Here is a 26,474-nt window from a genome sequence, read left to right as displayed (position 1 = left end):
GGCCGGCCCCGCGTTCGGGTCAGGCCGGGCTCCCGGCGTGCGTCCTCGCATTGCGTGAGGTGCGAGCCCGTATCAGCCTGAGCCCCATGGCACTCCACCAGGGCACCACCGGGACCGAGGACCACGGACCGGAGCGGCGCAGACTGTCGGTCAACCCCTTCTTCGGGCTCGCCGATCCGGTCGGCCGGATGACGTCGGCCCCGCCCACGCACCGGCTGCCGGACGGCCCGCTGCCGCCGCCCACCGCGTACCAGCTGGTGCACGACGAGCTGATGCTCGACGGGAACTCCCGGCTCAACCTCGCCACCTTCGTCACCACCTGGATGGAGGCGGAGGCGGCGGAGCTGATGGCGGAGTGCCGCGACAAGAACATGATCGACAAGGACGAGTACCCGCGCACGGCCGAGCTGGAGCGGCGCTGTGTGGCCATGCTCGCCGACCTGTGGCACGCGCCCGACCCGGCCACCGCGGTCGGCTGCTCGACCACCGGGTCGAGCGAGGCCTGCATGCTCGCCGGGATGGCGCTCAAACGCCGCTGGACGAACCGGAACGCCGACCGCTACGGGACCGGGGCCCGGCCCAATCTGGTGATGGGCGTCAACGTCCAGGTCTGCTGGGAGAAGTTCTGCAACTTCTGGGAGGTCGAGCCGCGGCTCGTGCCGATGGAGGGCGACCGCTTCCACCTCGATCCGCAGGCCGCGGCCGAGCTGTGCGACGAGAACACCATCGGTGTGGTGGCGGTGCTCGGCTCGACCTTCGACGGTTCGTACGAGCCGGTCGACGAGGTCTGCGCCGCGCTGGACGCCCTCCAGGAGCGCACGGGCATCGATGTCCCGGTCCATGTCGACGGCGCGTCGGGCGCGATGGTCGCGCCGTTCCTGGACGAAGAACTGGTCTGGGACTTCCGGCTGCCGCGGGTGGCGTCGATCAACACCTCCGGGCACAAGTACGGACTCGTCTACCCGGGCGTGGGCTGGGCGCTGTGGCGTTCGCCGGAGGCGCTGCCCGAGGAACTGGTCTTCCGGGTGAACTACCTGGGCGGTGACATGCCGACCTTCGCCCTCAACTTCTCCCGCCCCGGCGCGCAGGTGGTGGCGCAGTACTACACCTTCCTGCGGCTCGGGCGGCAGGGCTACCGCGCGGTCCAGCAGACGGCGCGGGACATCGCGACAGGGCTCGCCGGACGGATCGAGGCGCTGGGGGACTTCCGGCTCCTCACCCGCGGGGACCAGCTGCCCGTCTTCGCCTTCACGACCGCGCCCGAGGTGACGGCGTTCGACGTCTTCGACGTGTCGCGGCGGCTGCGGGAGAAGGGGTGGCTGGTGCCCGCGTACACCTTCCCCGCCCATCGCGAGGACCTGTCGGTGCTGCGGGTGGTCTGCCGCAACGGGTTCTCCGCGGACCTGGCGGCGCTGCTGCTCGACGATCTGCGGATGCTGCTGCCGGATCTGCGCCGCCAGTCGCACCCGGCGAGCGCGGAGCGGCGGCCGGAGACGCCGTTCCACCACTGAGGGCCGGTCAGCGGGTGTCCCCCTCGTGGGATTCGCCCGTCGCGTACGGGTTCTCCTCGCCTTCGGCGAGGACGCCGACGAACGGCTCGCCCTCGCCCGCGAAGGTGTACGCCCCGGCCTTGATCCGCCGGATCAGGCCACGGGTCCACTCGGCGCCGGAATCGGCGGACGACACCCACAGGTTCATGATCTCGCCGATGTGCCCGAGCGACTCGGGCCCTTCCTCCGGCGTGTAGTACTCGGTGACCGAGGCCCGCCACCGCTCGATGCCGCGCACCCGTTCTTCGAGCAGCTCGACGGCTTCCGCCCGCGGCAGGTCGACGACGAAGCCGATGGCCGCGGAGAGCACGTCCATCTTCTGGTCGTGCGCGGTCAGGGACTCACGGAGCAGGGCGAAGTACGTCTCGGCGCCCTTCTCGGTGATCTCGTACTCGGTGCGCGGCGGGCCGCCGGCCGTGGAGGGCGCGATCTCGTGCGCGTGCAGCAGCCCCTGCTTCGCCATCTGTTTGAGCGCGTGGTAGATCGAGCCCGGCTTGGCGTTCGACCACTCGTGTGCTCCCCAGTACTCCAAGTCGTTGCGTACCTGGTAACCGTGCGCCCGGCCGTGCTGGCGCACGGCTCCCAGGACCAGCAGACGGATGGCCGACATCACGGCTTCCCTTCTATTCAACTTTGACTAGAGTACCTGCCATGACCGAGAAGACCATCCCGCTCCTGCCCTGCCGGACGATCCAACCGGTGGTCGATTTCTACACCGCCCTGGGTTTCGAGACGACCTTCATACAGAAGAGCCCCTACCCGTACGCGGTGGTCGAGCGCGGCTCGGTGCAGTTGCAGTTCTTCGGCATGAAGCAGTACGACCCGGCGGAGTCCTACTCGGGCTGCTACGTCGTCACCGACGACGTCGACGCCCTGCACGCGGCGTTCCGCACCGGGCTCAAGGCGGCCTACGGCCGGATTCCGTCCCGGGGCCTGCCGCGTATCGGCCCGCTGAAGGACATGTCGTACGGGATGCGGCAGTTCCTGATGACCGACCCGGGCGGCAACACGATCCGGGTGGGCACGCCGCTCGGCGACGACCAGAGCCATCGGCCCGCCCCCAGGGAGACGTTCGCCCGCGCCCTGCACCTGGCCGATCTGCTCGCCGACTCCAAGCAGGACCCGGCGGGCGCGGCGCGGCTCATCGACCATGCGCTGGCGCGGGAGGACGAGCGCCCCACCGCCGTGCAGCACCTGAGGCTGCTGGTCCTGCGCGGCGACATCGCGCGGCGGCTCGGCGACGAACCGCTCGCCGGCCGGCTGCTGGAGCGGGCCGCCGCGCTGCCGCTCGACGCCGGGGAGCGGGAGGCGGCGCGGGACGCCCTGGCCCGGCTGGCCGAACTGCGGGCGTAGCGGCCTCCGGACCGTGCGGGCGGCCCGGCCCCGTTCAGCCCTCCTCGCCGCTCGTGCCGCTCTCCAGGGCGACCAGATCGAACGCGCCCTTGCCGTCGAGGGACTCGCGGATGATGTCCGCGTGGCCCGCGTGCCGGGCGAACTCCTCGACCAGGTGCATCATCAGCCAGCGCATCGAGACCCGCGCGTCCTTCGGGAACCAGGGCGCCGGCGGCAGCGGGAAGGTGTCGTCCAGGCTGGGCACCGCGCGGACGAACTCCTCGGTCTCCTTGGCGACCGAGTCCCAGAAGGCCAGCGTCCCGGGGATCGTCTCGTCGCCGACCAGCCGGAAGCTGTCGCCCCAGGTCTCCTCGGACCGCTGCCTTTCGTTCGGCCGCTGCTGCGCCAGCCGCAGCCAGTTCAGCTCCATTTCGGCCACATGCTTGAGCAGTCCGGACAGGGAGAGCTCGCTGGCGCTCGGCCGGCTCGCCGCCTGCTCCTCGGTCAGTCCGAGGACGGAGCGCCGGATCGCGCCGCGCTGCGCCTCGACGAAGGAGAGGAGCGCGCCGCGCTCGTCGCCGTGGGCCTCCGCGGGAACGTGAGTGACCATGATGTCCGCCTCCGGTGGGTGATCTCGGGGAGGGACCCGTCCGCCCTCCTGCCGACACCCAGAAAGCTACGGGCCCTTGCGGTCAGATCCTGTCCGCAAGGGCCCGGCGTCCGGAGGATTCCTCAGAACGGGAACCGCGAGCGTCCGTGCTGCACGGAGATCCACTTCTGGGTGGTGAACGCGTCGAGCATCGAGTCGCCGTTCAGCCGGCCGAGGCCCGACCTCTTCTCCCCGCCGAAGGGGACGATGGGCTCGTCGTGCACGGTGCCGTCGTTGATGTGCATCATGCCGGTGTCCACGCGCTTCGCGAGCCGCACACCGCGCTCCACGTCGCCGGTGTGCACGGCGCCGCTCAGCCCGTACGGCGAGTCGTTGGCGATCCTGACGGCCTCGTCCTCACCGTCGAAGGGGATGATCAGAGCCACCGGGCCGAAGATCTCCTGGGACAGGACCGGCGAGTCGGCCGGGAGGCCGGTCAGCACCGACGGGGAGACCAGATTGCCCTCCGCGGTGCCGTGCAGCAGGGCCGTCGCGCCCGCCGCGACCGTCTGGTCGACCACCGAGGTGACCGCGTCCGCCTGCGAGGAGTTGATGAGCGGCCCGATGTGGGTCGCCGGGTCGGCGGGGTCGCCGACCTTGAGGGTCCGCACCTTGGCGACGAACTTCTCGGTGAACTCCTTCTCCACCGAGCGGTCCACCAGAATGCGGTTGGCCGCCATGCAGACCTGGCCCTGGTGGACGTAACGGCTGAAGACCGCGGCGTCCACCGCGTAGTCGATGTCGGCGTCGTCGAGCACGATCAGCGCGCTGTTGCCGCCGAGTTCCAGAATGGCGTGCTTGAAGTTGGCCGCGCAGACGGTGGCCACGTGGCGGCCCACCTTGTCGGAGCCGGTGAAGGAGATCGCCTTCGGAATCGGGTGCGCGATGAGCGCGTCGCCTATCTCGGCTATGTCCGTGATCACGACGTTCAGCAGACCGGCCGGCAGGCCCGCGTCCTCGAACACCTTGGCCACCAGCGAACCGCCGCAGATCGGGGTGTTCTGGTGCGGCTTGAGGACGACCGCGTTGCCGAGGGCCAGCGCCGGGGCGACCGACTTGATCGACAGCAGGAAGGGGAAGTTGAAGGGGCTGATGACACCGACGACACCGACCGGCACCCGGTAGACCCGGTTCTCCTTGCCGTCGACGGGCGACGGCAGGATGCGCCCCTCGGGCCGCAGCGCCAGATTCACCGCCTCGCGCAGGAACTCCTTGGCGAGGTGGAGTTCGAAGCCCGCCTTGAGGCGCGTGCCGCCGAGCTCGGCGACGATCGCCTCCGAGATCTCCTCCTCGCGGTCCTCGATGATCCGCAGGGCCCGCTCGAAGACCGTCCGGCGGGCGTACGGGTTGGTGTCGGCCCACTCCCGCTGCGCGCGCTCCGCCGCCCGGTAGGCCAGGTCCACCTCGTCGGCCGTGGCCACGGGGATCGAGGCGAGCTTCTCACCGTCGTACGGGTTGAAGTCGATGATGTCCCAGGAGCCGCTGCCCGGCCTCCACTCGCCGTCTATGTACTGCTGGGCCAGGTCGGTGAAGAAGGCCATGTGATCCCTTACTCCAAGGCATGAGCACGGAAGTCTGATGTGGCGTCATCGTACTTATGTTTCAGATGAGTTGAAGTAGTCCCCGGAGAAGGTCACGCGTCTCGGCCGGATCCGGACTGTCCTCGGTGAGCCGCTCCATCACCCGCTCGTACTGCGCGACCTCTTCGCGCTTGTCCACGTACAGCGCGCTGGTCAGCTGCTCCAGATAGACGATGTCGGAGAGGTCCGACTCCGGGAAGCGCAGCATGGTGAACGCGCCGCTCTCCCCCGCGTGCCCGCCGAAGCTGAACGGCATCACCTGGAGCGTGATGTCGGGGTGCTCGGAGACCTCGATCAGATGGCGCAACTGGGCCTGCATCACCGCCCGGTCGCCGTACGGCCGGCGCAGGGCCGCCTCGTCCAGCACGACATGCAGATGCGGGGCGCGCTCGGAGACGAGGGTCTTCTGCCGCTCCAGGCGCAGCGCGACCCGGCGGTCGATCTCGGCCCGCGGGGCGTCGGGCATTCCGCGGACGACGACGGCGTGCGCGTACGCCTCGGTCTGCAGCAGCCCGTGCACGAACTGCACTTCGTAGATGCGGATCAGCGAGGCGGCGCCCTCGAGGCCGATGTATGTCTGGAACCAGCCGGGCAGTACGTCGCCGAAGCTGTGCCACCAGCCGGTGACGTTGGCCTCCTTGGCGAGCCCGAGGAGCGAGGCGCGTTCGCCGTCGTCGGCCACGCCGTAGAGGGTCAGCAGGTCCTCGACGTCGCGCGCCTTGAAACTCACCCTGCCCAACTCCATACGGCTGATCTTCGATTCGGACGCGCGGATCGAGTAGCCGGCCGCCTCTCGCGTGATGCCGCGCGACTCCCTCAGCCTTCTCAGTTGGGAGCCCAGCAGGATGCGCCGCACCACCGAACCTCCGCCCGGACCCTCGGTGCGGGTTTGTCCCCACGCCCACTCGGCCTCTGCTGCCGCCACGACTTCGACCCTCCCCATCCCTTTTGTACTGACGCTCTGTTCACTCGTTCCGATGCTGCCGAGGGTCCCCCCGAACCCCAAGAGCGGGATTCTGCCACCAAAACGCTTCGGTGAGTACTCATCCCGTTACGGATACGTGAGCGGTCCGTCCATAGAAGTTGAGGAAATTCACGGAAGATATGAGCAACAAACGGCACGGGGGCGGACAGGTCCGGCGCGTGCACGTGCATCTGCCCTTGCATCTGCCCTGCGCATTGGGAACCATGGCTGGCGCGCCACCTGCGTACTCGTTCGTGTTGTAGCGTCACAGCCGCGATTCCCGGGAGTGCCTCGCATGGGACCGAATGGATCCACCATGCTCGAGCCGTTACGGCAGGGCCTTCCCCCGATCGACCCCGCGGCCGTGTCCAGTTCGGCCTCGTGCTCCCTGCCCGCCCGCTTCGACGCGGTCCGCGGCGCCCGCCGGTTCACCGAGAGCACGCTGGGCCAGTGGGACTTGGAGGAGCGGTTCGACGACGTCGCGCTGGTCGTCTCCGAGTTGGTGACCAACGCCCTGCGGCACGCCCTGCCGGCCGAGAGCGCACCGCGCGTACCCGCCAATGAAGGGCCGGTCCGGCTCCATCTGATGCGGTGGACCGGCCGCCTGGTGTGCGCGGTGCGCGATCCCAGCCATGACGGCCCCCGGTCGCGCGAGGCGGACGAGGACTTCTCCGCCGAGTCCGGCCGCGGCCTCTTCCTCGTCGACTCCTTCAGCGACGGCTGGGGCTGGCACCCGCTCGCCGGATCACTGCACGGCAAGGTGGTCTGGGCGCTGTTCCGCGTCGGTTAGGCCGCCCTCCGCACCCGAAAGCGCCGGGCCGGGGAGCTCCCCGGCCCGGCGTTCGGCGTCGTGCCGCTCGGTCTCCGGCCTCAGGCCCCCGCGACGAGATGGTCGAACTCGCCGTCCTTCACACCGAGAAGCAGTGCCTCTATCTCGGCGGGCGTGTAGACGAGCGCGGGCCCGTCGGGGTGCCGCGAATTACGCATGGCCACGCCACCGTCGGGCAGCCTGGCGAACTCCACGCACGAGCCCTGCGAGTTGCTGTGCCTGCTCTTCTGCCAGACGACCCCCTGAAGCTCCGTGGCCGCCATGCCGTTGTACACGTTGTGCACAAGTCGCTCCCGGGGTGCAAGGTGCAAGTGTCAACTATCCCGGATCATAGCTGTGTTCATATGCAGATGCGTGAGGCGGATGCATAAGCAGATGCACGTGCACGCGGGGTGTCACCGCGGTTACAGCTACAGCTCTCCGACATAGAGACGTCTGCCCCCGGCGATCGGTGCCATCCCCCGGAAATCGGCCACTGTCTCGCGGCATTCAGCGGCCGGCGGCTCCGGAGGCGTACGGCAGCAGCGCCATCTCCCGGGCGTTCTTGACAGCGCGGGCCAACTGGCGTTGCTGCCGCGCGGTCACCCTGGTCACCCTGCGGCTGCGGATCTTCCCGCGGTCGGAGATGAACTTCCGCAGCAGATCGGTGTCCTTGTAGTCGATGTACGTGACGCCGTCCCGTTCCAGCGGATTGGGACGGGGGGCCGACGGCTTGCGCGGCTGTGCGGGCCGGGGGGACATGTCAGACCTCCAGGAGGGAGTCGAAGGCGGGCGGCAGCCGCTTCCAGGCCTCCCGGCCCGCGGCGTACTCGGCGTCGGTCAGCAGACAGGAGTCGAGGAGCTCCTCCAGCCCGTCGCGGTCGAGACCCGGCGCGGTGAACACCAGGTGCTGGCAGCGGTCGCCGTGCTCGGGGTGCCAGTCCAGCGCGGCGGCCGCCCTGCGCACCGGCGGGACCATCTCCCACGCGGCGTCCGGCAGCGAGGCGAGCCAGGGGCCCGTGCCCTCCACGCAGAGCGCTCCGCCGGCCGCGTCCCAGGCGAGCAGGGTGTCCGGCCGGTCGGCGAGCCAGAACCGGCCGCGGCTGCGGGCGGCGGCGCAGGTCAGGTCCTCCAGCGCCTGATAGAGCCGCTCGGGGTGGAACGGGCGGCTGCGGTGCCACACATAGGTGGCGACACCGCACTCGTCCGCCTCCTGCGGCAGCAGCGCGCAGGCGGGGTGCTGCGCGGCCGCGGCCGCCTCCACGTCGAACCCGGCGACCGCCGCGGCGGCCAGCTCGGCGCTGTCCACCGGGACCCGGCGGGCCGTCGGGTGCAGCTGGCTCAGCAGCGCGTGGTCCTCCTCGGCTGCCTCGCCAGCGTCCACGACGGCGAGGACCGGGGCGTACTCCAGCTGCCGCGCCCAGGTGTCGGCGATCGTACGGCGGTCGGTGGCGGCCGCGGCGAGGCCCGCGTCCGCCAGGTCGTCGCCGTTGCCCAGATACGGCAGCAGCAGTGCGGGGTCGACGGCCGTCATCACCGACGTCACGGCGAGGCGGTCGCCGCCGTGCGCCGCGACGACCTCCGCCATGGCCTTCGGTTCGACGGAGTCCCACAGTTCGACGATCGCGAGAGCGGTCGCGCCGTCGTCGGAGAGCCGGGCCAGTTCGGGCACCAGGTCCTCACGGAGCGCGCAGCAGGCGCAGTCGTTGACCAGCTGCGCCTCGCCGGTGTCGCGGACGCGGAAGGCGTCGCGCACGGTGCGGACGACCGTGCCCCGCCCGGCTGTCGAGAGGTCGTGGTGGAGGGCGACACTGCCGGGCACCGTGGACAGCAGCCGCTCCACGGTGGCCCGGCGGGCGTCGGCGTGCAGGCCGCCGACGAGCACGACGGACAGCGTCACCCCCGGCCTCCGTAACGCCGCTCGAAGCGCTCGACGCGTCCGGCGGTGTCGAGGACCCGTGCCGTGCCCGTGTAGAAGGGGTGGCTCGCCGACGAGATCTCCACGTCGACGACCGGGTAGGTGTTGCCGTCCTCCCAGTCGACCGTCCTGTCGCTGGTGAGGGTCGACCGGGTGAGGAAGGCGAAGCCGCCGGCCTTGTCGCGGAAGACGACGGGCCCGTACTGCGGATGGATGCCGGGTTTCATCGCTCAGCGCTCCTCTCGGAAGTCGACGTGCCGCCCGGCGACCGGGTCGTACTTGCGCAGGGTCAGCCGGTCGGGGTCGTTGCGGCGGTTCTTGCGGGTCACATAGGTGAAGCCGGTGCCCGCCGTGGAGCGGAGCTTGATGACCGGTCGGATGTCGTTGCGAGCCATGGGGTTAGAATAAATGGAAATGATTTCCATTTCCAACCCCACTCGCGAGAGGTGCATCACCATGTCCGCGCACTGCATGCTGACCGGGGCCGTGCCCGGCTTCGGCAATCGGATCTCCCACTCCCACCGGCGCACGTCCCGCCGCTTCGACCCCAACATCCAGCGCAAGCGGTACTGGCTCCCCGGCGAGGGCCGCCATGTGCGACTCACGCTCAGCGCGCGGGCGGTCAAGACGATCGACGTGATCGGCGTGGAGGCCGCCGTGGCCCGCATCCGCGCCCGGGGAGTGAAGGTCTGATGGCGAAGAAGAGCAAGATCGCCCGCAACGAGCACCGCAAGGCGGTCGTCGAGCGGTACGCCGCCCGGCGGGCGGAGTTGAAGCGGATCGTCCGCGCGCCGGACACGAGCGAAGCGGAACGGCGGTCCGCGCAGGCCGAGTTGCGGCGTCAGCCGCGTGACGCGAGCCCCACGCGCGTCCGCAACCGGGACGGCGTGGACGGCCGGCCCCGCGGTCATCTGCGGAAGTTCGGGCTTTCCCGGGTGCGAATGCGTGAGCAGGCCCACGCCGGATTCCTCCCCGGAGTCCGCAAGTCCTCCTGGTAGCTTGGCGCGGTCCTGCTACCGATCAGGGGGATCGATCACATGCGCAAGCTCGTACGGACCACGGCCGCCGCGGCGGGCCTCGTCGCCGCCCTCGCGCTCACCGGATGCGGCAGCGGCGAGAGCGACGACGCGGGCAAGGACGCCGCGCCCTCGGCCTCGCCCACGGAGACCGGCGGGGACACCGGAGGCGGTGACGGCGGCCGCAGCCGCGACGTCGAGGGCACCTGGGCCGACACGAGCGGCAGCGCCGGCCCCGTCGCGCTCAGCGTCCAGAACGGGACGGCGACGCTCGTCGCCGAGGGACACACCTGCCACGGCGAGGTGCGCGAGACCGGCAAGCAGATGCTGGCGCTCAAGTGCGCGGACGGGAACACCGACCGCACGACGGGCACGGTCGAGTCCAACGACGGCACGACCCTGGTCATCTCGTGGGACGCCGGCAAGAAGGACACCCTGAAGAAGATCGACCAGGGACAGCTGCCCGACGGCCTGCCGACCGGTATGCCGAGCGAGTTCCAGATCCCCTGACGGTCTTGCCCGTCACGGGCACGCGCCGGGTCGACGGTCACTGTCACGGGTGACACCTCGCCGGGCCACGGGCCGCGGATTCCTCACGGGTCCGCGGCCCTTCGTCGTCCGGGCCCCGCGGCGAGGGCCGCCGCCAGCGCGTCCAGCGCGTCCAGGAGCTGCACGGCTCCGCCCCGCAGAACCGCGTCGGCCGCCTCCTTGGTGCCCCAGCGGTCCACGACCTCGTGCAGCGCCTCCCAGTCGGGCACCCGGTGGTCGCGCATGGCCTCCACGGCGTCCCGCGCGGCGTGCCGCAGCACCTCGGCGAGCGCGGCGGCGGCGGGAACGGGCTCGGCGTCACGCCCCGGCCGGTACTCCGGCAGATGGGCCTCGATGAGCATGGCGACCCGGCCGGCCTGCGCGAGCGCGCGGCCCGCCTCCTCCGCCGTGTCGCGGGACAGCACCCGGGAACGCACCGGTTCGTGCTTCGCCTTCTTCAGCGCCTCCCGCCAGGCGATCCGGGCGTCCCGCGAGGCCAGCAGGGCCCGGCGGACGTCCGCCGTGTCGGCGGGGTCGGCATAGCGGTCGAGGACGGCCGCGGCGTAACGGCTGTCCGCGAGCAGCCAGTCCGCGAGACGGTGATGCAGCCGCGGCGTCTCCCACGCGGGGTACACGGCGTAGGCGAGCATCGCCAGCAGCCCGCCGAGGAGGGTGAGCAGCACCCGCTGGGGCACGGTCTGGTCCCACTCCTCCCCGCCGGTGCCGAGCAGGAAGACCACATAGGCCGAGATGAAGACGCTGGCCGCGACGTAACCGGTGCGCATCACGAGGAACATGCCGAAGGCGCACAGGACGGCGATGCCCGCGCTGACGTAGGTGCCGGGATCGGCCGCCCGCACCACCGCGGACGCCACGCCCACCCCGACGAGGGTGCCGCACAGCCGGGCGACGGAACGGCCGTACGTCTGCGAGAAGTCGGGTCGCATGACCATGACCGCCGTCAGCGGCGCCCAGTAACCGTGGCCGAACGGGAGCACGGTGCCGAGCAGATAGCCGGCGGCCACGACCGCGGAGGAGCGCGTCGCGTGCCGCAGGATCGGCGAGCCGGGACGCAACTCGCCCCGTACGGCGCGCAGGGCCACGGGCAGCAGCCGCAGCAGGCCCTGCCGCGTGCGGTGGCCGGACTCGGTGACGCCGTCGCCGCGGGCCGTGGCGACGACGTCGTCGAGCAGCGCGGCCAGCCGCAGAGCGGCGCGGCGGGGCGGCCCGGAGAGGGCGGCGCCGGCGTCGGGCGTCCGCAGGGCGGCGGCCGCGGCCGCCGGTACCTCCACCGCCTCCCCGTGGCGCACGGCACGCGCGGCGGTGTCGAGCACGGCGCCCGCCGCGTCGAGGAGTTCGCGCACCCGGTCGCGGGCCGGTCCTTCGGCGGGCACGCCGACGGCCGGGTCGGCGAGGGAGGCGAGCACCGGCCTGATGCGTTCGGCGACCCCCCGGGTGCCGTGCAGCTCGGCCGGCCTGCGCCGGGCCTCCCTCGGGGTGACGGCCGCGGCGCTGCGGGCGTGCATCAGCGGTGCCGGGTCGAAGGACGCGGTCGGGTCGCTCCGCAGCCGGCGCGCGTAGTCCGCCTCCGCCGAGAGCGCGTCGGCCAGCGCGTCGCGCCGCGCCCCCCAGCGGCGTACGGGGAAGACGACGACGAGCAGGGCCTGCACGATCCCGCCGACGGCGATCATGGCGGCGTGGCCGGCCGCGGCGGCGACCGAGGTGGGCAGGGTGACCGTCACCAGCATGATGGCGACGTTCGACGAGGCGATGATCCCGACGGTCGGCCCGACGGCCCAGGCGAGCCCGGCGAGGAAGGTCCACAGCATCAGCAGCGCCAGGAACAGGGCGATGTGGGCGCCCGTGACATAGCCGAGGAAGGTGGAGACGGCCAGCGTCGCGCCCGAGACGAGCGCCAGCACGGGCCGCGGGCGCCAGCTGCGCTGGAAGGTGGCGATGGCCGCCTGGAAGGCCCCGAAGGCGGAACTGACCGCGACGACCGGCCCGAAGAGCGTGAGGGCGGCCCCGACGACGAGCGCCAACCCGGCGGCGCCGCGGATCGCGACCAGGGGCTCCAGCCGCTGCCGCTCGATCTTCAGGCCCGAACGGGCGGTCTCCCTCAGCGCCCGGAGCCAGCTCATGGGGCGAGCGTAACGGGCTTCACGGACATTTCTTCAAGGGGCGGGCCGGTCCCGGGTCCTGGCGGCCCCGCGGCGGCGCCTCACGCACGGGTCCGTCATCTCCCGGCGCCGTCCGCACCGGTCCGTCGCTTCACGAGCCCCGGACCCGCCGCATCGGTGCACCGGCCACCGTTTCCGCGGCACGGGCAGCGCGGCCGTTCCGCGCGCCGCCCGCCGCCGATCCGATGTCTCCCCGCGCTAACGCCCCGGCCGCCGCCGTGCCACGCCGCCCGCAGACGGACCGGGCCCCCGGCGCTCGGCCCGGTCGGCCGCGGCGCGGCCGTCGTGCCAGCCGTCGAGGTCGGTCACGCCGCGCACGCGCGTGGTGGTGGTCTCGGGGAACATCCGGTCGGTGTGGGCGGTCACGGCCACGTCGCGCGAGGCCAGGACCGGCAGCAGGTCCGCCGTGACCACCTCGTCGGCCACCGCGGCCAGGTGCTCGCCCAGCCGGCTCGCGTACGCCGTCCAGAACGACTGCCGGAAGGTCTTCGTGCGCCTGCGGCCCCCCGCGCGCTGCGCCGACTCCGCCTTGGCCAGGGCGGTCGCGCCCTGGACGAGCAATGAGGTGTGGAGGAGCTCGACCGACTCGAGGTCGCTCTCGAAGCCGACGACGGTCGAGAAGCCGAAGGAGCTGTTCCACACCGCGCGGCAGCGGTTCGCGCCGGCCACCGCGTCGAGCAGGACCGCCTTCGCCGTCTCGTACGGGGCCTCCACGCCGATCCGGCACGCCGACGGGGCGTCCGGGCTGTGCGTACGGGCCGACAGCAGGGCCTCGTCGACGCTGTGGCGCGCCATGAGTTCCTGCGCCTTGGCGGTCAGCGCCTCGGCCTCTTCCGGGAAACCGGTGGCCTCCGCCTTCGCCAGCAGCGCCCGGATACGGCCGAGCATGCGCGGCTCGTGGGGTGACGCGCGCACCGCGGACAGGGGCTCGCCGGGGACCGGGCCGACCGGTTCGATCGCGGGGAGGCGGGCGAGGAGACGGTAGAGCTCCAGCAGGGCCGTGGCCCGCGAGAAGCGGTCGGACCGCGGCGGCCGCAGGGCCGCCGGTTCGGCGAGCTGCGCCCGGAAGCGGGGCGCCAGACGGGAGCCGTAGCGCTTCGTCTCCGCCGTGATCAGAGCGGCGGCGAGGAGCTCGTGCGCCTCGCCGAGATCGCGGCGGACCAGCCGCAGGACGTCGGCGGGCTGCCAGCCGCGCTCCCAGGCCCGCCGGACGAACTCCTCGCCGCGCCGGTCGAGCTCGGCGTCGGCGGACGGGTCGGCGGCGAGCAGGGACGCACCGGTGTCGAGCGCCTCGTCGCTCTCCGCGTACAGCACCGCTGCCAGCGCTTTCTCGACCGTACTCATACCTCGGATGGTCCCACGGGCGCGCCGGGCACCGCCTCGGGGTAGGGCAGGCCCTACCCCCGGAACACCCTCCAGTGGTCGTGATCAGGACCGCCGGGACCGGAAGCCTGGGGCCATGACCACAACAGCCGTACGGCTCACCGCTCTTCGCCGCGTACACCATGACGTGGCCGCCCTCGACGGCGTCGATCTCGACTTCCCCGCCGGTTCGTTCACCGCTGTCATGGGGCCCTCCGGGTCCGGCAAGTCCACCCTCCTCCAGTGCGCGGCCGGACTCGACCGGCCCACCTCGGGGACGGTGGAGATCGACGGCATCGGGCTCGGAGGGCTGAGCGAGCGGCGGCTGACGCTGCTGCGGCGGGAGCGGATCGGCTTCGTGTTCCAGTCGTACAACCTCGTCCCGTCGCTGACCGCCGCGCAGAACGTGGGGCTGACGCTGCGGCTGGCCGGCCGGCGGCCGTCCCGTGCCGAGGTGCGCGGGGCGCTCGCCCGGGTCGGCCTGGAGGGCCGGGCGGGGCACCGGCCCGGGCAGCTGTCGGGAGGACAGCAGCAGCGCGTCGCCCTCGCCCGGGCGCTGATCACCCGGCCGGCCGTGCTGTTCGCCGACGAGCCGACCGGCGCTCTCGACACCGGCACCAGCCGTGAGGTGCTGGCTCTGCTCAGGGGGCTGGTGGACCAGGAGGGGCAGACGATCGTGATGGTCACCCACGATCCGGTGGCCGCGTCGTTCTCCGACCGGGTCGTCCTCCTGGTCGACGGCCGCGTCGGCGGGGAGCTCACCGCGCCCACCGCCGCACAGGTCGCGGCACGTCTCGCCGGCCCGGAGGCCGTCCCGTGCTGACCGTCGCCGTCGCCTCCATGCGGGCGCGCGGGACCACGCTGGTGGCGAGTTTCGTGGCGCTCGCGCTCGGCGTCGGGCTGCTCACGGCGATGGGGCTCGGCCTGGCCTCGACGTCCGACGCGCCGCGGCGCGCGCCGGAGCGGTTCGCCGCGTCCCCGGTGGTCGTCATGGGGCAGGACAGAATCACCGTGGAGGTGCGGCGTGGCCCGCGGACCGCGGAGGCGTCGAAGCCGCTCGCCCATCCACAGCCTGTGGACAGCGAGCTGGTACGGGAGCTGCGGCGGCTCGGCCCCGTCGTGCGGCGCGGCGGACCCGACGCGGTCGGCGTCGACGCCGCGCCCGGCGCGGTGCGCGAGGTGGTGGGCTCGCGGGCGCAGGTCCTCACCGGGGACGACCGGCGCCGGGCCGATCCCGGTTCCGGGCGGGACGCGCAGGCGCTCGTCACCGTGAACTCCCTGCTCGGCACGGCCGGCGGCGTGTCCGCGTTCGTCTCCGTCTTCGTCGTCGCCTCGACGTTCGCCTTCGCGGTGGCCCTGCGGCGGCGCGAGTTCGGGCTGCTGAGGACGGCGGGGGCGACGCCCGGCCGGCTCCGGCGACTGCTGCTGACGGAGGCGCTGGCCGTCGGGGTGCTCGCCTCCGCCGCGGGCTGCGCACTCGGCGTCCACGGCGCGCCCGTGCTGGCCCGGGTGCTGGTCGAAGGGGGCGTGGCGCCCGAGTGGTTCGCGATCCGCGCCGGCGTGGCCTGGCCGCTCCCCGTGGCCTTCGGGACGGGGCTCGCGGTAGCGCTCGCCGGGGCCTGGGCGGCCTCGCGCCGGGCGGGTCGCGTCGGCCCGGCGGAGGCGCTGCGCGAGGCGGACGTGGACACCGGCGTGCTGCCCCGCGGCAGGCTGCTGACCGGCCTCGCCCTCGCGGCGGCCGGTACCGGACTGCTGCTCTGGGGACTGGCCACCGATCCGGCCGACCTGCTGAAACGCAAGACGTACACGACCCGGCCGATGCTGCTGATCACGGCCGCCGCGCTGCTGGCCCCCCTGCTCGTACGGCGCGTCGCGCGGCTGCTGCCGCTGCCGGGGGCGACCGGGATGCTCGTACGGGAGAACACCGCCGCGTCCGTGCGCCGTACCGCCGCTGTCGCCGCGCCCGTGCTCGTCACGGTGGCGCTCGCCGGGTCGCTGACCGGGTCCGCCGAGTCGGTGGCGGCAGCACGGGCGGCCGAGGCGCGGGAGACGACGGCGGCGCAACTGGTCGTCACCGGCGACCGGTTGCGCACACCGGAGCGGGATCCGCGTGGCGCGACCGTCTCCCCGTCCGCGTCCACCGCCGTGTTCGTACGGGAGGACGACGGCACCGCGCTCGTCGGCTTCGAAGCGCGTGCGGTGACCGACCCGGCGGCCTTCGCCGCGCTGGCGCGGCTGCCGGTCACGGCGGGCGAACTGCGGGACCTCGACGACGGTTCGATCGTCGTCAGCGAGGAATGGCAGGACGCCGAGGTGGGCGGCACCGTCGATGTGTGGCTGGGCGACGGACGCCCTGCCCGGCTGCGTGTCGCCGCCGTGGTGGCGACCGGGACGGGGGCCGACGGCGCGTTCGTCACGGCCGCCGCCGTGCCCGCCGCGCCGGTGGACAGGATCGACGTACGAGCCGGATCGGGCGCTTCCCTCGACGCCGTCGCCGCCGAACTGCGGGACGCCACGGGCGGAACGGTCCGCACGGCGGCCGACTGGGCGGCGGAGACCTATCCGCGTACCGGTCCGCAGACCCGCCTGGGTCTGCTCGTCGTCCTCGGGATCGCCCTCGTCTACACGGCGATCGCCCTCGCGGGCACGCTGCTGACGGCCACCTCCGCGCGCGCCGGCGAACTGGCCACGCTGCGCCTCGCGGGAGCGACCCGCGGCCAGGTGCTGCGGGTGGTCGCGGGAGAGGCGCTGCTCGCCGTCGCCGTGGGCGCGGTGCTGGGCGCCGCGGTCACGGCGGTGAACCTGGCCGGGCTCGCCGCGGCACTCGCCGCGCTGTCGGCGCCCGTGACGCTCGCGGTGCCGTGGGCGACCGCGGGGGCGGCGCTCGGGGCCTGCGCGGGGGTCGCGGTCCTCGCGGCGACGACCGGGTACCGGCGGGCGGGGTGAGCGGCGGGCGGGGCCGGTGCGCCCCGCCCGCCTCCGGGGCTCCCTCGCGCTCAGGAGCCGCGTACGGTCCGCTTCGCCAGTTCGTACGCCGGCAGCATCTCCTCCTGCTCCTCGGAGTCCAGCCCGCCGAGGTCGACGACCACCACGCCCTTCGGTGTGGCCACGGCGAAGGCCCGCTCGTCCGTCGGCTCGTCCAGCAGGACACTCGTGTTGACGTACGTGACCTCGGTCGCTTCGTACGAGCCGGCCTTGATCGCCGTGTACTCCTGCTTGGTGTGGTCGTCGCCCCCCGCCGTGACGAACGCCTCCAGCACCTTGCGGGTGTCGCCGCCGGCGCCGGCCCCCACCCACACCCGCATGAAGCCGATACTCCCCGCGGGCTTGGCGTCGATCTCGCACACGAGCGAGACCGGGCCGCGTACGAAGAGCTCGGCGAACTCCCCGTCCTCGGGAGCCGTGACGGCCTCGGGCTTCCAGTGCTCCGCGAGGTCGAAGGTCACCGGCATGGGGCACGCCGAACCGGCGGCGCCCACCGGGCCGCCCACGGCCGGCCCCTCGTCCTTCGCCGCCGCCTTGTCACGCGCCGCCGTCTCTTCCTGCGGGACCGGCGACCCACCGGCCCTCTTCGACGGCGGTGCCTTGGTCTCCAGCGAGCAACCGGTCACCGCCCCCATGGCCAGCGCCGCCACCACCCCGAGGGCCGCGCCCCGCACCTGTCTCCGCATCGCACCGCGTACCACCGAACGTCCCCACCCTGTCCAAGAACCCACCGCCGTCGTCGGCGGCGTAGCAGGATCGATCCTACGGAGCGGGTGTCGAGGAGGGGCCGACCGATGGGTGTGAACAAGGACCGGATGCTGGCGGGCGACTGGTACCTGCCGGACGACGAGGAGCTGGGCGCCGACACGCTGCGCCGCGCCGGGCTCTGCGCCGCCTACAACGCGTACAGCGGCGCCGACCCCGCCGAGCGGACGGCGATGCTCGGTGAACTGATCGGCTCACTCGGCGAGGACGTGCGCATCCGGCCGCCCTTCCACTGCGACTACGGGCGCTACATCGCCATCGGGGACCGCACGTTCATCAACTTCAACGCGGTCTTCCTGGATGCCGCTCCCATCACCGTCGGCTCCGACGTGCAGATCGGGCCCGGCGTCCAACTCCTCACGCCGGCCCACGACATGTCCACGGAGCGCCGCCGCGCGGGCTGGGAGAGGGCGTCCCCGATCACGATCGGGGACAACGTATGGCTCGGCGGCGGTGTGATCGTCTGCCCCGGGATCACCATTGGCCAGAACACGGTCGTGGGTGCGGGGTCGGTCGTGGTCAAGGACCTGCCGGCCGGGGTGCTCGCCGTCGGCAACCCGGCCCGTGTCGTACGGAGCCTCGACCCGTGACGCCCGGCCGGAACGGCGGCCACCGGCCGGGCGGGCGGTCTCGACAGGGCCGTAGCGGAGGCGACGGCCGGGCCGTTGTCACACCCTGCTGCCACACTCGGATCCGTGAGCGGACGGTGGGCTCTGGCGGCGACCGAAGGGGGAGGGGCTCGGCTCGTCCCCCTCGGTCCCGACGGCCTGCCCGCGGGGCCGGTCCTGGAGGAGCCCGACCTGGTCGAGGCGGTCCGGTCCCGGCCGGAGGTCGACCGGTGGGTGTGGCGGTCCACCACGGAGGTCTTCCCCCGGCTGCTGGCGGCCGGCGTCCGCGTCGAGCGGTGCTACGACATCGAGGCCGCCGAGCTGCTGCTCCTCGGCCATGAGGGCAGGCTCGGTGAGCCCCGCTCGGCGGCGGCCGCCTGGGCGCGCCTGCGCAACGCTCCCGTACCGCCCGACCCGCCCGCGCGTGCCGCCGAGCCCGGAGCCCAACCCTCCCTGTTCGAACCGCAGTCGGTCACCGTGCCGCTGGAGGCGCTGCTCGAGGTCTACGCCGAGCAGCAGCGAAGACACGCGGCCGCCGAGCACCCGGACCGGATGCGGCTGCTGACGGCCGCCGAGTCCGCGGGGATGCTGGTGGCCGCCGAAATGACGCGCGCCGGACTGCCCTGGCGCGCCGATGTGCACCGCGAGGTGCTGCACGAACTGCTCGGCGAGCGGTACGCGGGCGGCGGCGAGCCACGGCGGCTGGCGGAGCTCGCGGGCGAGGTGTCGGCCGCCTTCGGCCGGCGGGTGCGGCCGGATCTGCCGGCGGACGTGGTCAAGGCGTTCGCCCAGGCCGGCGTCAAGGTGCGCTCGACCCGGCGCTGGGAGCTCGAGCAGATCGACCACCCGGCCGTCGAACCGCTGATCCGGTACAAGCAGCTGTACCGGATCTGGACCGCACACGGCTGGAGCTGGCTGCAGGGCTGGGTGCGGGACGGCCGCTTCCGGCCCGAGTACCTGCCCGGCGGGACGGTCTCCGGCCGCTGGACGACCAACGGCGGCGGGGCGCTTCAGATCCCGAAGGTGATCCGGCGTGCCGTCGTCGCGGACGAGGGCTGGCGTCTCGTCGTGGCCGACGCCGACCAGATGGAGCCGCGGGTGCTCGCCGCCATCTCACGGGACCACGGACTGATGGAGGTCGCGGGCCACGACGGCGACCTGTACACCGCCCTGTCCGACCGCGCCTTCTCCGGCGACCGCGCCCACGCCAAACTGGCGCTGCTCGGCGCCGTCTACGGCCAGACGTCGGGCGACGGCCTGAAGAACCTGGCGGCGCTCCGCCGCAGATTCCCCCGCGCGGTGGCCTATGTGGACGACGCGGCCAAGGCGGGCGAGGAGGGCAGGCTCGTACGGACCTGGCTGGGGCGCACCAGCCCCCGGGCCGTGGGGTCGGGGGACGACGAGGAGGCCGGCATCCCCCAGGAGCCCGCCGAACCCGCGGAGCCCCCGGAGCCTCTGGAAACGGCCGCCGCGGGGCCCGGCTTCACGCCTGGCTACGCGTCGTCGAACGCGCGGGCCCGCGGCCGTTTCACCCGGAACTTCGTGGTGCAGGGCAGCGCCGCCGACTGGGCGCTGCTGATGCTGGCGGCGCTGCGGCAGGCGACCGCGCAGATGCGGGCGGAGCTGGTGTTCTTCCAGCACGACGAGGTGATCGTGCACTGCCCCGCCGAGGAGGCCGAGGACGTGGCGAAGGCGATCCGCACGGCCGGTGAGCTGGCCGGGCGGATCGCCTTCGGGGAGACGCCGGTGCGGTTTCCGTTCACGATCGCGGTGGTGGAGCGCTACTCGGACGCGAAGTGAGCCCCAGCGGGGCCGCGCGGCCGACGGTCCGGCCGCCGGGCCGCCCCGCGGCCGGCGACCGCGGGGCACCGACGGTCCGGGGCGCCGACGGTCCGGGGTGCCGACGGTCCGGGACCAGGGCGTCCGGCACCAGAGACCCGGGCGCCGGCCATGCGGGGCGTACATCGTTCGGCCGTCGGCCACGACCGTCGGAGAGTTGGCGGTCCGGCCGTCAGGCCACAGGGCGTCCGGCCGCCGGGCCGCCGGACAGCCCACGGCCGTCCGACAGCCGATGGTCCGGCCATCCGGCCACAGGCCGCCCCGTCGCCGGCGGCCCGGGGCGCCCGGGCGCCGGCGGCCCGGCCGTCAGGTCACTCGGCTGCCGCGCGCCACTTCTCGTCGAGGACGATGGTCTTCATCTGCTCGATCGTCAGCACCGGCTCCGCGCGGCTGGCGTCCTGACCCTGGCCCGGTGCGTTGAAGGCCATCATCACGACCCGGAAGCCGTCGGGGTGCAGAGTGTCCACGGTCCAGCCGACCGCGCCCTCGCCGCCCTTCTCGTCCGCGTCGTTCTCCTTCTTCACCAGGACCTTGGTGCCGTCGGGGAGCGTGGTGACGTCGCCGGTGAAGTGGTCCTTCAGCAGCTCCTTCATCCTGGTCTGGACGTTGACCTGGACGAAGCTCGCACCCTGGCCGTCGTCGGCGACGACGAACCCGTAGCCGGGATCGCCCTGCTGGTCGACGACCTTCAGGCCCTTGGGGAGCAGGGGGACGAGGACCTTGTCCACCGGGACACCGGTGGACCGGCCGGGCTGGGCCGTCTCCTTACGGGGTCCGTCGAGCTGGGCGCCGATCGTGCGCCACGCCTCGGCGGTGACCAGGGCCTTCATCTGCGCCGCCGTCAGCGGCGGGGCCGGCCGACTGACCGCCGCGCCCTTCTCCGCCGGCGCGTTCCACTCGCTGGCGTCGACCATCACGCCCTTGGGCGTGACCAGGGTGGCCCGCCACACCTTGGTGTCCTCACGCCGGTTCGGGTACTCGTAGCCCTGGAACAGCATGTACCGGGAGCCGTCGGACAGCGTCTCTTCCTTGCAGTCGTCGTGCCGCACCAGCGCCTGCGACGGACAGGTCACGGAGTCGGCGGCACTCTTCCCCGCCGGGTCGACGACGTTGACGCCGAGACCGATCGCCGCCGCGCCCCTGCCGTCGTCGAACACCACCGAGGCGTAGACGCTCTGCGAAGGGCCGTCGGAGACGCCCGCCCCGGTCTCATGGGTCGTCTTCCCTTCGGGAAGCAGGCCCTTGAAGGTCTCGATCATCTGTTCCTTGGTGACACCGCCGGTCTCGACCGAGCCCGGAGCCGTCGACGTGGCCGGGACCGTCGGTGTCGCAGGAGACGCGGCCGCGGCCGACGCCTTGTCGTCGCCCGCGCCGAGCGAGCCGGTCGCATAGCCGCCGGCCACGGTGACCACGGCCAGCGCCAGGACGCTGCCGGTCATGGCGGCCGCCCGCCGGCGGGCAAGCCGGCGGCGGCCGCGGGTCAGTCCGCCGTCCACGAGGCCCGGCCGGTCGGAGGGCCGGAAGGTGTCCCCGGTGCGGCGCATCGCCTCACCGAGCTCGTCCTCAAAAGGCATGGGGAACCACACTCTCTGGTCGCAATACGGAATGAAGTGTTCGGGCCCGCCCGGGGGCCGCGAAAGACAGGTGCGTGCGCTAGCGAGCCGCGAACTCGACGAGGCTGCCGCCCAGTTGCTCGCGGAGTCTGGCGAGTGCGCGTACGGATCTGGTGCGCACGGCGGCCGAGCTGACGTTCATCGCGTCGGCGGTCTCCTCGATGCTGCGGTCCTCCCAGTACCGCAGCACGACGACCGCCCGGTCCTTCGGCGAGAGCCGGCCGAGCGCTCCGAGAAGCGCGAGGCGCAGCTCCGGGTCGTCGCCGGAGAGGAGTGCGGAGTCCGGCAGTTCGCCGACGGGCCGTTCGGAGGCGGAGCGCCGCCGCCGGTGGGTGAGGAACGCGCGGACGAGCACGGTCTGGGCGTACCCCGCCGGATTGTCGATCCGGGAGACACGGCCCCACAGCATGTACATCCTGCTGAGCGTTTCCTGCACCAGGTCCTCCGCGAGGTGGGTGTCCCCGCTGGTCAGGAGGCAGGCGGAACGGTAGAGATGCGCGGCCCGGTTGGCCGCGAACTCTCGGTACTCCTCGATTCGGGACGCTCTCATCCCTTGTCCACTCTCCCCGTGCGTACCGACGACCCCTTCACCTCATTGACGCGGCGGCGTCCCCGTAATGTTTCAACCGACTTCGCGAGCCGGCTCGCCGGCCCCGGGTCTCCCGTCCCGGCAACCCGGTGGGCTGCTGCCCCGGCCCGTGTTCAGGTCCCGCTCGGGTCCCGCTCGGGTCCGCGCTCAGCCCCGCGCTCAGCCCCGCGGGATGACCTCGTCGGGCGCCGCCGTCCTCATCAGGTGTACGGCGAAGCGCAGCTCCCAAGTCCCGTAGTAGCCGGCTCGCGCGTCCTGCCACGCCGGTGGGATCACGCGCCGCTCCAACTCGGCCGCACACGCGCCGAGGGAGACCCACTCGCGCTCTCCCAGGGCGCCATCCGTGGCGACGCAGCCGACGGCCAGCCGGGCGATGGCGTGGCCGAGTTCGTCGTCGCGGTGCCCCTCGCTTCTCCGCCCGAGCCAGTGGGCCAGCGCGTACAGCGCGGCCTCCCGCCGGGCGCCGTACCAGAAGGCGGGCCGGAGCGGATTCCCCTCGTCGTCACGTGGCACCCGCCGACCCCGCCGTTTGGCCTCGGCCCGCAGCACCGCATAACCACGGACGTCCTCCTGCCACAGCGCCCGGCTCGTTCCGATCATGTTCAGGGCGCGCAGCAGCGACGTCTCGTCCTCGCGGAAGGGGCCCGACTCGGCCTCCAGGTAGCCGACCGTCGCTTCGAAACCGATCGGCCGGTACAGCTGAACGCACGAACGCAGGGACACGACCCGGTGCCCGTAGGGCAGCGAGGCGTCCCGGACCTTGCGTGCGAAATTGTTGAACCCCATGCCCCCGCCCTCCGGCCGACCTCGCTCAGGGCAACAGTTTCAACGACTCGTACTGATGCGGCCTGCCGCCGGTCCACTCGACCCATGTGGGGTCCTCGAGCCGCCACGCCGCGGCCGGCGTCTCCCCCGCCCGGCGGACCAGTTCCAGCACCTCGTCGTCGGAGTGCGCGAGCCCCATGATCCGCCCGCGCACGGTCACCCGGCGCCCGCCCGAGGGCGAGATCCGGTGGACGACGAGCGGCGGGCTCCCGGCCATGCCCCCAGCGTGCGCCCCGGACCGCGCCCACGGCCAGTCCCGTACCGGCTCGGTCGGCGCGGCCCGGGCCGTTGACACCCCGGAGCACCGTTGCTTGGCTGGCCCGCAAGCGCTTTCCGGCCGAACCTTGGAGCGTTCAGGTGGAGTTCTCGCGTCGTTCCGTGCTGTCCGTGATCCCCGCCGCGACACTGCTTGCCGTGGCGGAGTCCCTGCGAGCCGCGGCCGCACCCCGGTCAGGACCCACCGAGCCGGCGCAGACGACGGCCGCCGACCACGCCACTCTGCTCCGCAACACGGTCGCCGTCCTCGCCGGCACCGCCGAGGCCAACGCGCACCCCGAGGTGTCCCCGAAGCTCGCGTCCGTCGTCCGCACGGCCCGGTCCCGGCTCGCCGCGATGGACGGCGCCGGGCCGGGCGAGCTCTTCAAGGGCGTCCCGCTGGGCGCCGCCGAGGCCAACCTGAGCAGGTCGTTCCAGTATCTGTACGAGATCGCGCTCGCCACCCGTCTCCCCGGCTCCGCCGGCGGGGAACTGCGCGACGACCGGGCGGTGCAGCGACGGGTCGTCGACGGCCTGGCGCACCTCCACGCCGAGTACTACGGCGACGGGGCGGCGGGGTACTACGGCAACTGGTTCCATTGGGAGATCGGCATCTCCACCCAGCTGACCCGGACCCTCGTCCTCCTCCGGGACGAACTCGCCGCGTACCGGCCCGATCTGACCGCCGTCTGCGTCGCCACCATGGACGGGTACCTCCGCAACGGCAAGGACGGCGACGTCGACCTCGACTCGCGCTTCCACACCGGCGCCAACCTCGCCGACATCACGACCAACCGGATCCTCCAGGGAGCCGTCCTCGGCGACGACGCCCGGGTCCGGAAGGCCGTCGCCGACCAGCTCACCGTCTTCGCGCGGATCGACCCGTACGACCTGCGCCACGGCGTCACCGACGGCTTCTACGCCGACGGCTCCTTTGTTCAGCACGCGTCCGTCGCCTACACCGGCTCGTACGGCAAGGGCCTGCTCACGCGCATCGTCCAGACCGTGAAGATCCTCGACGGCACCGCCTATGTGCCCGTCGCCGACCTGGTCGGCGTCGTGCAGGGCTGGGTGGCCGACGGCTTCGCCCCGCTGATCCACGAGGGCTGGATGATGGAGATCGTCAAGGGCCGCGCCGTCTCCCGGACCGGCACCGGTTACGCGGACGTCGCCGCCGTCGTGGAGTCCGTCGTCGACATCTCCGGGTACGCCGCCGACGGCGACGCCGAGACCCTCGCCGGTTACGTCAAGTACGTCCGGCAGACCTCGCGGACGGGCCTCGACCCGCTCTCGTTCACCTCTCCGGTCAGCATCGCCCGTTACGCCGGCATCCTCGGCTCACCGGTCCCCGCGAAGGACCTCGTGCCCGACGCCTCCCACACCGCGTTCAACGCGATGGAGAGAACCGTCCACCGGCGGCCGGGCTACGCCTTCGCGCTGGCCCGCAGTTCGGACCGGATCAGCAAGTACGAGTACATGAGCGGCGAGAACCTGATGCCGTGGTTCCAGGGCGACGGCGCCCACTACCTCTACCTCGCCGGCCAGGACCAGCGCCAGGCGTTCGGTGTCGACTACTTCACCGCCGTCCCGCCGTACCGGCTGGCCGGCGTCACCGCCCCGGTGGAGAACCGCCGCACCGTCCCCGAGCTCTACGGCACGCTCTGGTACGACAATCCGGAGCGCGGCTTCACGTCGTCCTCCGAGTCGCAGAACGCCTACGTCTACTTCCCGCGCGGCACCGACCCCTACTCCGGCGGCGCCCGCCTCGGCGCGTACGGAGCGGCCGGGCTCGTCGTGTCCGACGACGCCGCGTACGCGGCGCGGCAGGCGGGCGAGCTGCCCGACGACTTCGTCGCCTACCGGGGCGCCCGCGCGACGAAGTCGTGGTTCATGTTCGACGACGAGATCGTCGTCCTCGCCGCCGGTGTGTCCGGCGGGGCGGGCCGGGCGGTGACCACCACGGTCGACAGCCGCATCGCCGCGCCGACCGCCCCGGTCACCCTCACCGGCCGGCTCCACGACTCGACGCCCTGGCAGGGACCGGGCACCGCCCCGCTGGCCTGGCTGCGCTACGCCGACGCCGACGCCGACCAGGGCACCGCGGTCGGATACGTCTTCCTGTCCGGCCCCGCACCGACCGCCGCGCTCGGCACGGTCACCCGCAGCCGCCGCACCGTCCGGCTGTCCAACCCGGACACGGCCGTCACCAAGCAGGTCTTCACGCTCTCCTACGCACAGGACGCCGGCTCCGGGCCCGCCGCCATGGCGCACGCCCTCGTACCGAACGCCTCCGCACGGCAGTTGGCCGCCTACGCCCACGGCCCGCTCTCCGTGCTGGCCAACACCGTCCGCCTCCAGGCGGTCAAGCACACCGGCCTCGGCATCGTCGCCGCCAACACCTTCGCCCCCGGCGTCCACCACGCGGAGCGCCTCGCGATCGAGGGACCGGCGTCCGTACTGCTCCGCACGGCGGCCGACGGCACCGTCTCGATCGCGGTGTCCGACCCGACGACGACGCGCCGCACGGTCTCGCTCACCCTCCACGGCCGGGCCCTGCGCCCCGTCTCCGCCGACGACGCCGTCCACGTCCGCCGCGTCCCCGGCGGCACCCGCCTGGACGTCACCACCCACCACGCGTACGGCCGCACCTTCACGGCGACGCTGCGTCAGCGGACCTGACTCGTTCCGGGCACGGCCGGATCGCCCCCTCCCGCGACCCGACATCCGGGCCCGCCCCCAGGCATGAAAAAGCCCCAGGTCACGGCGAGTGAGTCCTGGGGCTGATCCGAGCCGCCTTCGGGATTCGAACCCGAGACCTACGCATTACGAGACCATGAGCGTTCGTGTTGCGCCGTGCCTCGTCGTGCTACCCAGTGACGTTTGGGCTGATCAGAGCATGCGCAGCGGGTTGACCCCTGCCACCCTGTGATGCGCTGTCCAAGGGCGTCTGTCCACCGGCTGTCCACCGGACGGGACCACACCCCCATTATCCGGGCGCGGCAGCCAACCCTCGGAGAACTTCCCACTCGCACCCTGGTTGAGTGCAGAAACTATTGTCGACACCTGACAGCCCGCTCAGCACCACATCGCTTGGGCATCACGACGGAC

At 72.8% G+C, this 26,474-nt stretch carries 27 protein-coding genes; 11 read left to right on the top strand and 16 right to left on the bottom strand.

Going from position 1 to position 26,474, the window contains the following annotated elements; translation table 11 throughout:
• Positions 1-86 precede the first annotated feature (86 nt).
• Positions 87-1,511, top strand: coding sequence for a glutamate decarboxylase (locus tag ACFYOP_RS19970; RefSeq protein WP_356897869.1), 1,425 nt, complete (start codon positions 87-89; stop codon positions 1,509-1,511).
• A gap of 7 nt (positions 1,512-1,518) precedes the next feature.
• On the opposite strand, the gene ACFYOP_RS19965 is transcribed toward ACFYOP_RS19970, so the two are convergent.
• The gene (locus tag ACFYOP_RS19965; RefSeq protein WP_356897870.1) at positions 1,519-2,160 is read right to left on the bottom strand and encodes a PadR family transcriptional regulator; all 642 of its coding nucleotides are present in this window, start codon (positions 2,158-2,160) and stop codon (positions 1,519-1,521) included.
• Between the two features lie 41 nt (positions 2,161-2,201).
• On the opposite strand from ACFYOP_RS19965, the gene ACFYOP_RS19960 reads away from it, so the two are divergent.
• On the top strand, positions 2,202-2,903 hold the full coding sequence (locus tag ACFYOP_RS19960; protein ID WP_356897871.1) for a VOC family protein: 702 nt from the start codon (positions 2,202-2,204) through the stop codon (positions 2,901-2,903).
• A gap of 34 nt (positions 2,904-2,937) precedes the next feature.
• Here ACFYOP_RS19960 and ACFYOP_RS19955 read toward each other — a convergent pair whose 3' ends face one another.
• From ACFYOP_RS19955 to ACFYOP_RS19945, 3 genes are all read right to left on the bottom strand, one after another.
• Positions 2,938-3,492: a DinB family protein gene (locus ACFYOP_RS19955; RefSeq protein WP_356897872.1), complete on the bottom strand. Its 555-nt coding sequence runs from the start codon at positions 3,490-3,492 to the stop codon at positions 2,938-2,940.
• Positions 3,493-3,614: 122 nt separating this feature from the next.
• On the bottom strand, positions 3,615-5,072 hold the full coding sequence (locus ACFYOP_RS19950) for an aldehyde dehydrogenase family protein (RefSeq protein WP_356897873.1): 1,458 nt from the start codon (positions 5,070-5,072) through the stop codon (positions 3,615-3,617).
• 61 nt (positions 5,073-5,133) lie between these two features.
• Positions 5,134-6,054, bottom strand: coding sequence for a helix-turn-helix transcriptional regulator (locus ACFYOP_RS19945; protein WP_356897874.1), 921 nt, complete (start codon positions 6,052-6,054; stop codon positions 5,134-5,136).
• A gap of 316 nt (positions 6,055-6,370) precedes the next feature.
• On the opposite strand from ACFYOP_RS19945, the gene ACFYOP_RS19940 reads away from it, so the two are divergent.
• Positions 6,371-6,865 carry an ATP-binding protein gene (locus ACFYOP_RS19940; RefSeq protein WP_356897875.1) on the top strand — a complete coding sequence of 165 codons (495 nt, stop codon included), beginning with the start codon at positions 6,371-6,373 and terminating at the stop codon, positions 6,863-6,865.
• A gap of 80 nt (positions 6,866-6,945) precedes the next feature.
• Here the strand turns inward: ACFYOP_RS19940 and ACFYOP_RS19935 are convergent, their stop codons facing one another.
• The 5 genes from ACFYOP_RS19935 to rpmG all read right to left on the bottom strand — a co-directional run bounded on the left by ACFYOP_RS19935 (position 6,946) and on the right by rpmG (position 9,196).
• Positions 6,946-7,188 (bottom strand): DUF397 domain-containing protein, encoded by a 243-nt coding sequence (locus tag ACFYOP_RS19935; protein ID WP_356897876.1) that lies wholly within the window; start codon positions 7,186-7,188, stop codon positions 6,946-6,948.
• A 205-nt stretch (positions 7,189-7,393) separates the two neighbouring features.
• The gene (gene rpsR, locus ACFYOP_RS19930; protein WP_356897877.1) at positions 7,394-7,645 is read right to left on the bottom strand and encodes a 30S ribosomal protein S18; all 252 of its coding nucleotides are present in this window, start codon (positions 7,643-7,645) and stop codon (positions 7,394-7,396) included.
• A gap of 1 nt (position 7,646) precedes the next feature.
• Positions 7,647-8,783 carry a GTP-binding protein gene (locus ACFYOP_RS19925; RefSeq protein ID WP_356897878.1) on the bottom strand — a complete coding sequence of 379 codons (1,137 nt, stop codon included), beginning with the start codon at positions 8,781-8,783 and terminating at the stop codon, positions 7,647-7,649.
• A complete protein-coding gene (locus ACFYOP_RS19920; protein ID WP_356897879.1) occupies positions 8,780-9,028 on the bottom strand; it encodes a type B 50S ribosomal protein L31 in 249 nt (82 codons plus the stop codon). The genes ACFYOP_RS19925 and ACFYOP_RS19920 overlap by 4 nt, the downstream gene beginning before the upstream one ends.
• Positions 9,029-9,031: 3 nt before the next feature.
• The gene (gene rpmG, locus ACFYOP_RS19915) at positions 9,032-9,196 is read right to left on the bottom strand and encodes a 50S ribosomal protein L33 (RefSeq protein ID WP_356897880.1); all 165 of its coding nucleotides are present in this window, start codon (positions 9,194-9,196) and stop codon (positions 9,032-9,034) included.
• A 61-nt stretch (positions 9,197-9,257) separates the two neighbouring features.
• On the opposite strand from rpmG, the gene rpmB reads away from it, so the two are divergent.
• From rpmB to ACFYOP_RS19900, 3 genes are read left to right on the top strand one after another with little or no spacing between them, the layout of a single operon-like run.
• The gene (gene rpmB, locus ACFYOP_RS19910) at positions 9,258-9,494 is read left to right on the top strand and encodes a 50S ribosomal protein L28 (protein ID WP_356897893.1); all 237 of its coding nucleotides are present in this window, start codon (positions 9,258-9,260) and stop codon (positions 9,492-9,494) included.
• On the top strand, positions 9,494-9,799 hold the full coding sequence (rpsN, locus tag ACFYOP_RS19905) for a 30S ribosomal protein S14 (protein ID WP_356897881.1): 306 nt from the start codon (positions 9,494-9,496) through the stop codon (positions 9,797-9,799). The genes rpmB and rpsN overlap by 1 nt, the downstream gene beginning before the upstream one ends.
• Positions 9,800-9,838: 39 nt before the next feature.
• A complete protein-coding gene (locus ACFYOP_RS19900) occupies positions 9,839-10,327 on the top strand; it encodes a hypothetical protein (RefSeq protein WP_356897882.1) in 489 nt (162 codons plus the stop codon).
• Positions 10,328-10,410: 83 nt separating this feature from the next.
• Here the strand turns inward: ACFYOP_RS19900 and ACFYOP_RS19895 are convergent, their stop codons facing one another.
• Both ACFYOP_RS19895 and ACFYOP_RS19890 read right to left on the bottom strand, forming a co-directional pair.
• Positions 10,411-12,486, bottom strand: a complete 2,076-nt coding sequence (locus ACFYOP_RS19895) for an FUSC family protein (protein WP_356897883.1) — start codon at positions 12,484-12,486, stop codon at positions 10,411-10,413.
• A gap of 237 nt (positions 12,487-12,723) precedes the next feature.
• On the bottom strand, positions 12,724-13,869 hold the full coding sequence (locus ACFYOP_RS19890) for a DUF2786 domain-containing protein (RefSeq protein ID WP_356897884.1): 1,146 nt from the start codon (positions 13,867-13,869) through the stop codon (positions 12,724-12,726).
• Between the two features lie 115 nt (positions 13,870-13,984).
• Here ACFYOP_RS19890 and ACFYOP_RS19885 point away from each other — a divergent pair, with 115 nt between their 5' ends.
• Together ACFYOP_RS19885 and ACFYOP_RS19880 are read left to right on the top strand one after the other, a co-directional pair.
• Positions 13,985-14,710 carry an ABC transporter ATP-binding protein gene (locus tag ACFYOP_RS19885; protein ID WP_356897885.1) on the top strand — a complete coding sequence of 242 codons (726 nt, stop codon included), beginning with the start codon at positions 13,985-13,987 and terminating at the stop codon, positions 14,708-14,710.
• Positions 14,704-16,833 carry an FtsX-like permease family protein gene (locus ACFYOP_RS19880; protein WP_356897886.1) on the top strand — a complete coding sequence of 710 codons (2,130 nt, stop codon included), beginning with the start codon at positions 14,704-14,706 and terminating at the stop codon, positions 16,831-16,833. Before ACFYOP_RS19885 ends, ACFYOP_RS19880 begins: the two co-directional genes overlap by 7 nt.
• A gap of 50 nt (positions 16,834-16,883) precedes the next feature.
• Here the strand turns inward: ACFYOP_RS19880 and ACFYOP_RS19875 are convergent, their stop codons facing one another.
• Positions 16,884-17,558, bottom strand: coding sequence for a lipoprotein (locus ACFYOP_RS19875; protein ID WP_356894638.1), 675 nt, complete (start codon positions 17,556-17,558; stop codon positions 16,884-16,886).
• A gap of 108 nt (positions 17,559-17,666) precedes the next feature.
• On the opposite strand from ACFYOP_RS19875, the gene ACFYOP_RS19870 reads away from it, so the two are divergent.
• A complete protein-coding gene (locus ACFYOP_RS19870) occupies positions 17,667-18,227 on the top strand; it encodes a sugar O-acetyltransferase (protein ID WP_356894636.1) in 561 nt (186 codons plus the stop codon).
• 105 nt (positions 18,228-18,332) lie between these two features.
• Positions 18,333-20,045 (top strand): bifunctional 3'-5' exonuclease/DNA polymerase, encoded by a 1,713-nt coding sequence (locus ACFYOP_RS19865; protein WP_356894634.1) that lies wholly within the window; start codon positions 18,333-18,335, stop codon positions 20,043-20,045.
• Between the two features lie 350 nt (positions 20,046-20,395).
• Here the strand turns inward: ACFYOP_RS19865 and ACFYOP_RS19860 are convergent, their stop codons facing one another.
• The 4 genes from ACFYOP_RS19860 to ACFYOP_RS19845 all read right to left on the bottom strand — a co-directional run bounded on the left by ACFYOP_RS19860 (position 20,396) and on the right by ACFYOP_RS19845 (position 23,328).
• A complete protein-coding gene (locus tag ACFYOP_RS19860) occupies positions 20,396-21,658 on the bottom strand; it encodes a hypothetical protein (protein ID WP_356894632.1) in 1,263 nt (420 codons plus the stop codon).
• 79 nt (positions 21,659-21,737) lie between these two features.
• A complete protein-coding gene (locus ACFYOP_RS19855; protein ID WP_356894630.1) occupies positions 21,738-22,247 on the bottom strand; it encodes a SigE family RNA polymerase sigma factor in 510 nt (169 codons plus the stop codon).
• A gap of 198 nt (positions 22,248-22,445) precedes the next feature.
• Positions 22,446-23,072, bottom strand: a complete 627-nt coding sequence (locus ACFYOP_RS19850) for a hypothetical protein (RefSeq protein WP_356894628.1) — start codon at positions 23,070-23,072, stop codon at positions 22,446-22,448.
• A gap of 25 nt (positions 23,073-23,097) precedes the next feature.
• Positions 23,098-23,328: a hypothetical protein gene (locus tag ACFYOP_RS19845; RefSeq protein ID WP_356894626.1), complete on the bottom strand. Its 231-nt coding sequence runs from the start codon at positions 23,326-23,328 to the stop codon at positions 23,098-23,100.
• A gap of 140 nt (positions 23,329-23,468) precedes the next feature.
• On the opposite strand from ACFYOP_RS19845, the gene ACFYOP_RS19840 reads away from it, so the two are divergent.
• Entirely contained in the window at positions 23,469-26,045 is a 2,577-nt protein-coding gene (locus ACFYOP_RS19840; RefSeq protein ID WP_356894624.1) for a polysaccharide lyase family 8 super-sandwich domain-containing protein, read from the top strand.
• The last annotated feature ends 429 nt before the right edge of the window (positions 26,046-26,474 follow it).

This window comes from Streptomyces sp. NPDC006294 (assembly GCF_042870895.1).
Taxonomy (GTDB): domain Bacteria; phylum Actinomycetota; class Actinomycetes; order Streptomycetales; family Streptomycetaceae; genus Streptomyces.
Note: the sequence above shows the minus strand (reverse complement) of the source record. Positions and strands in the feature narration are given on the sequence as shown.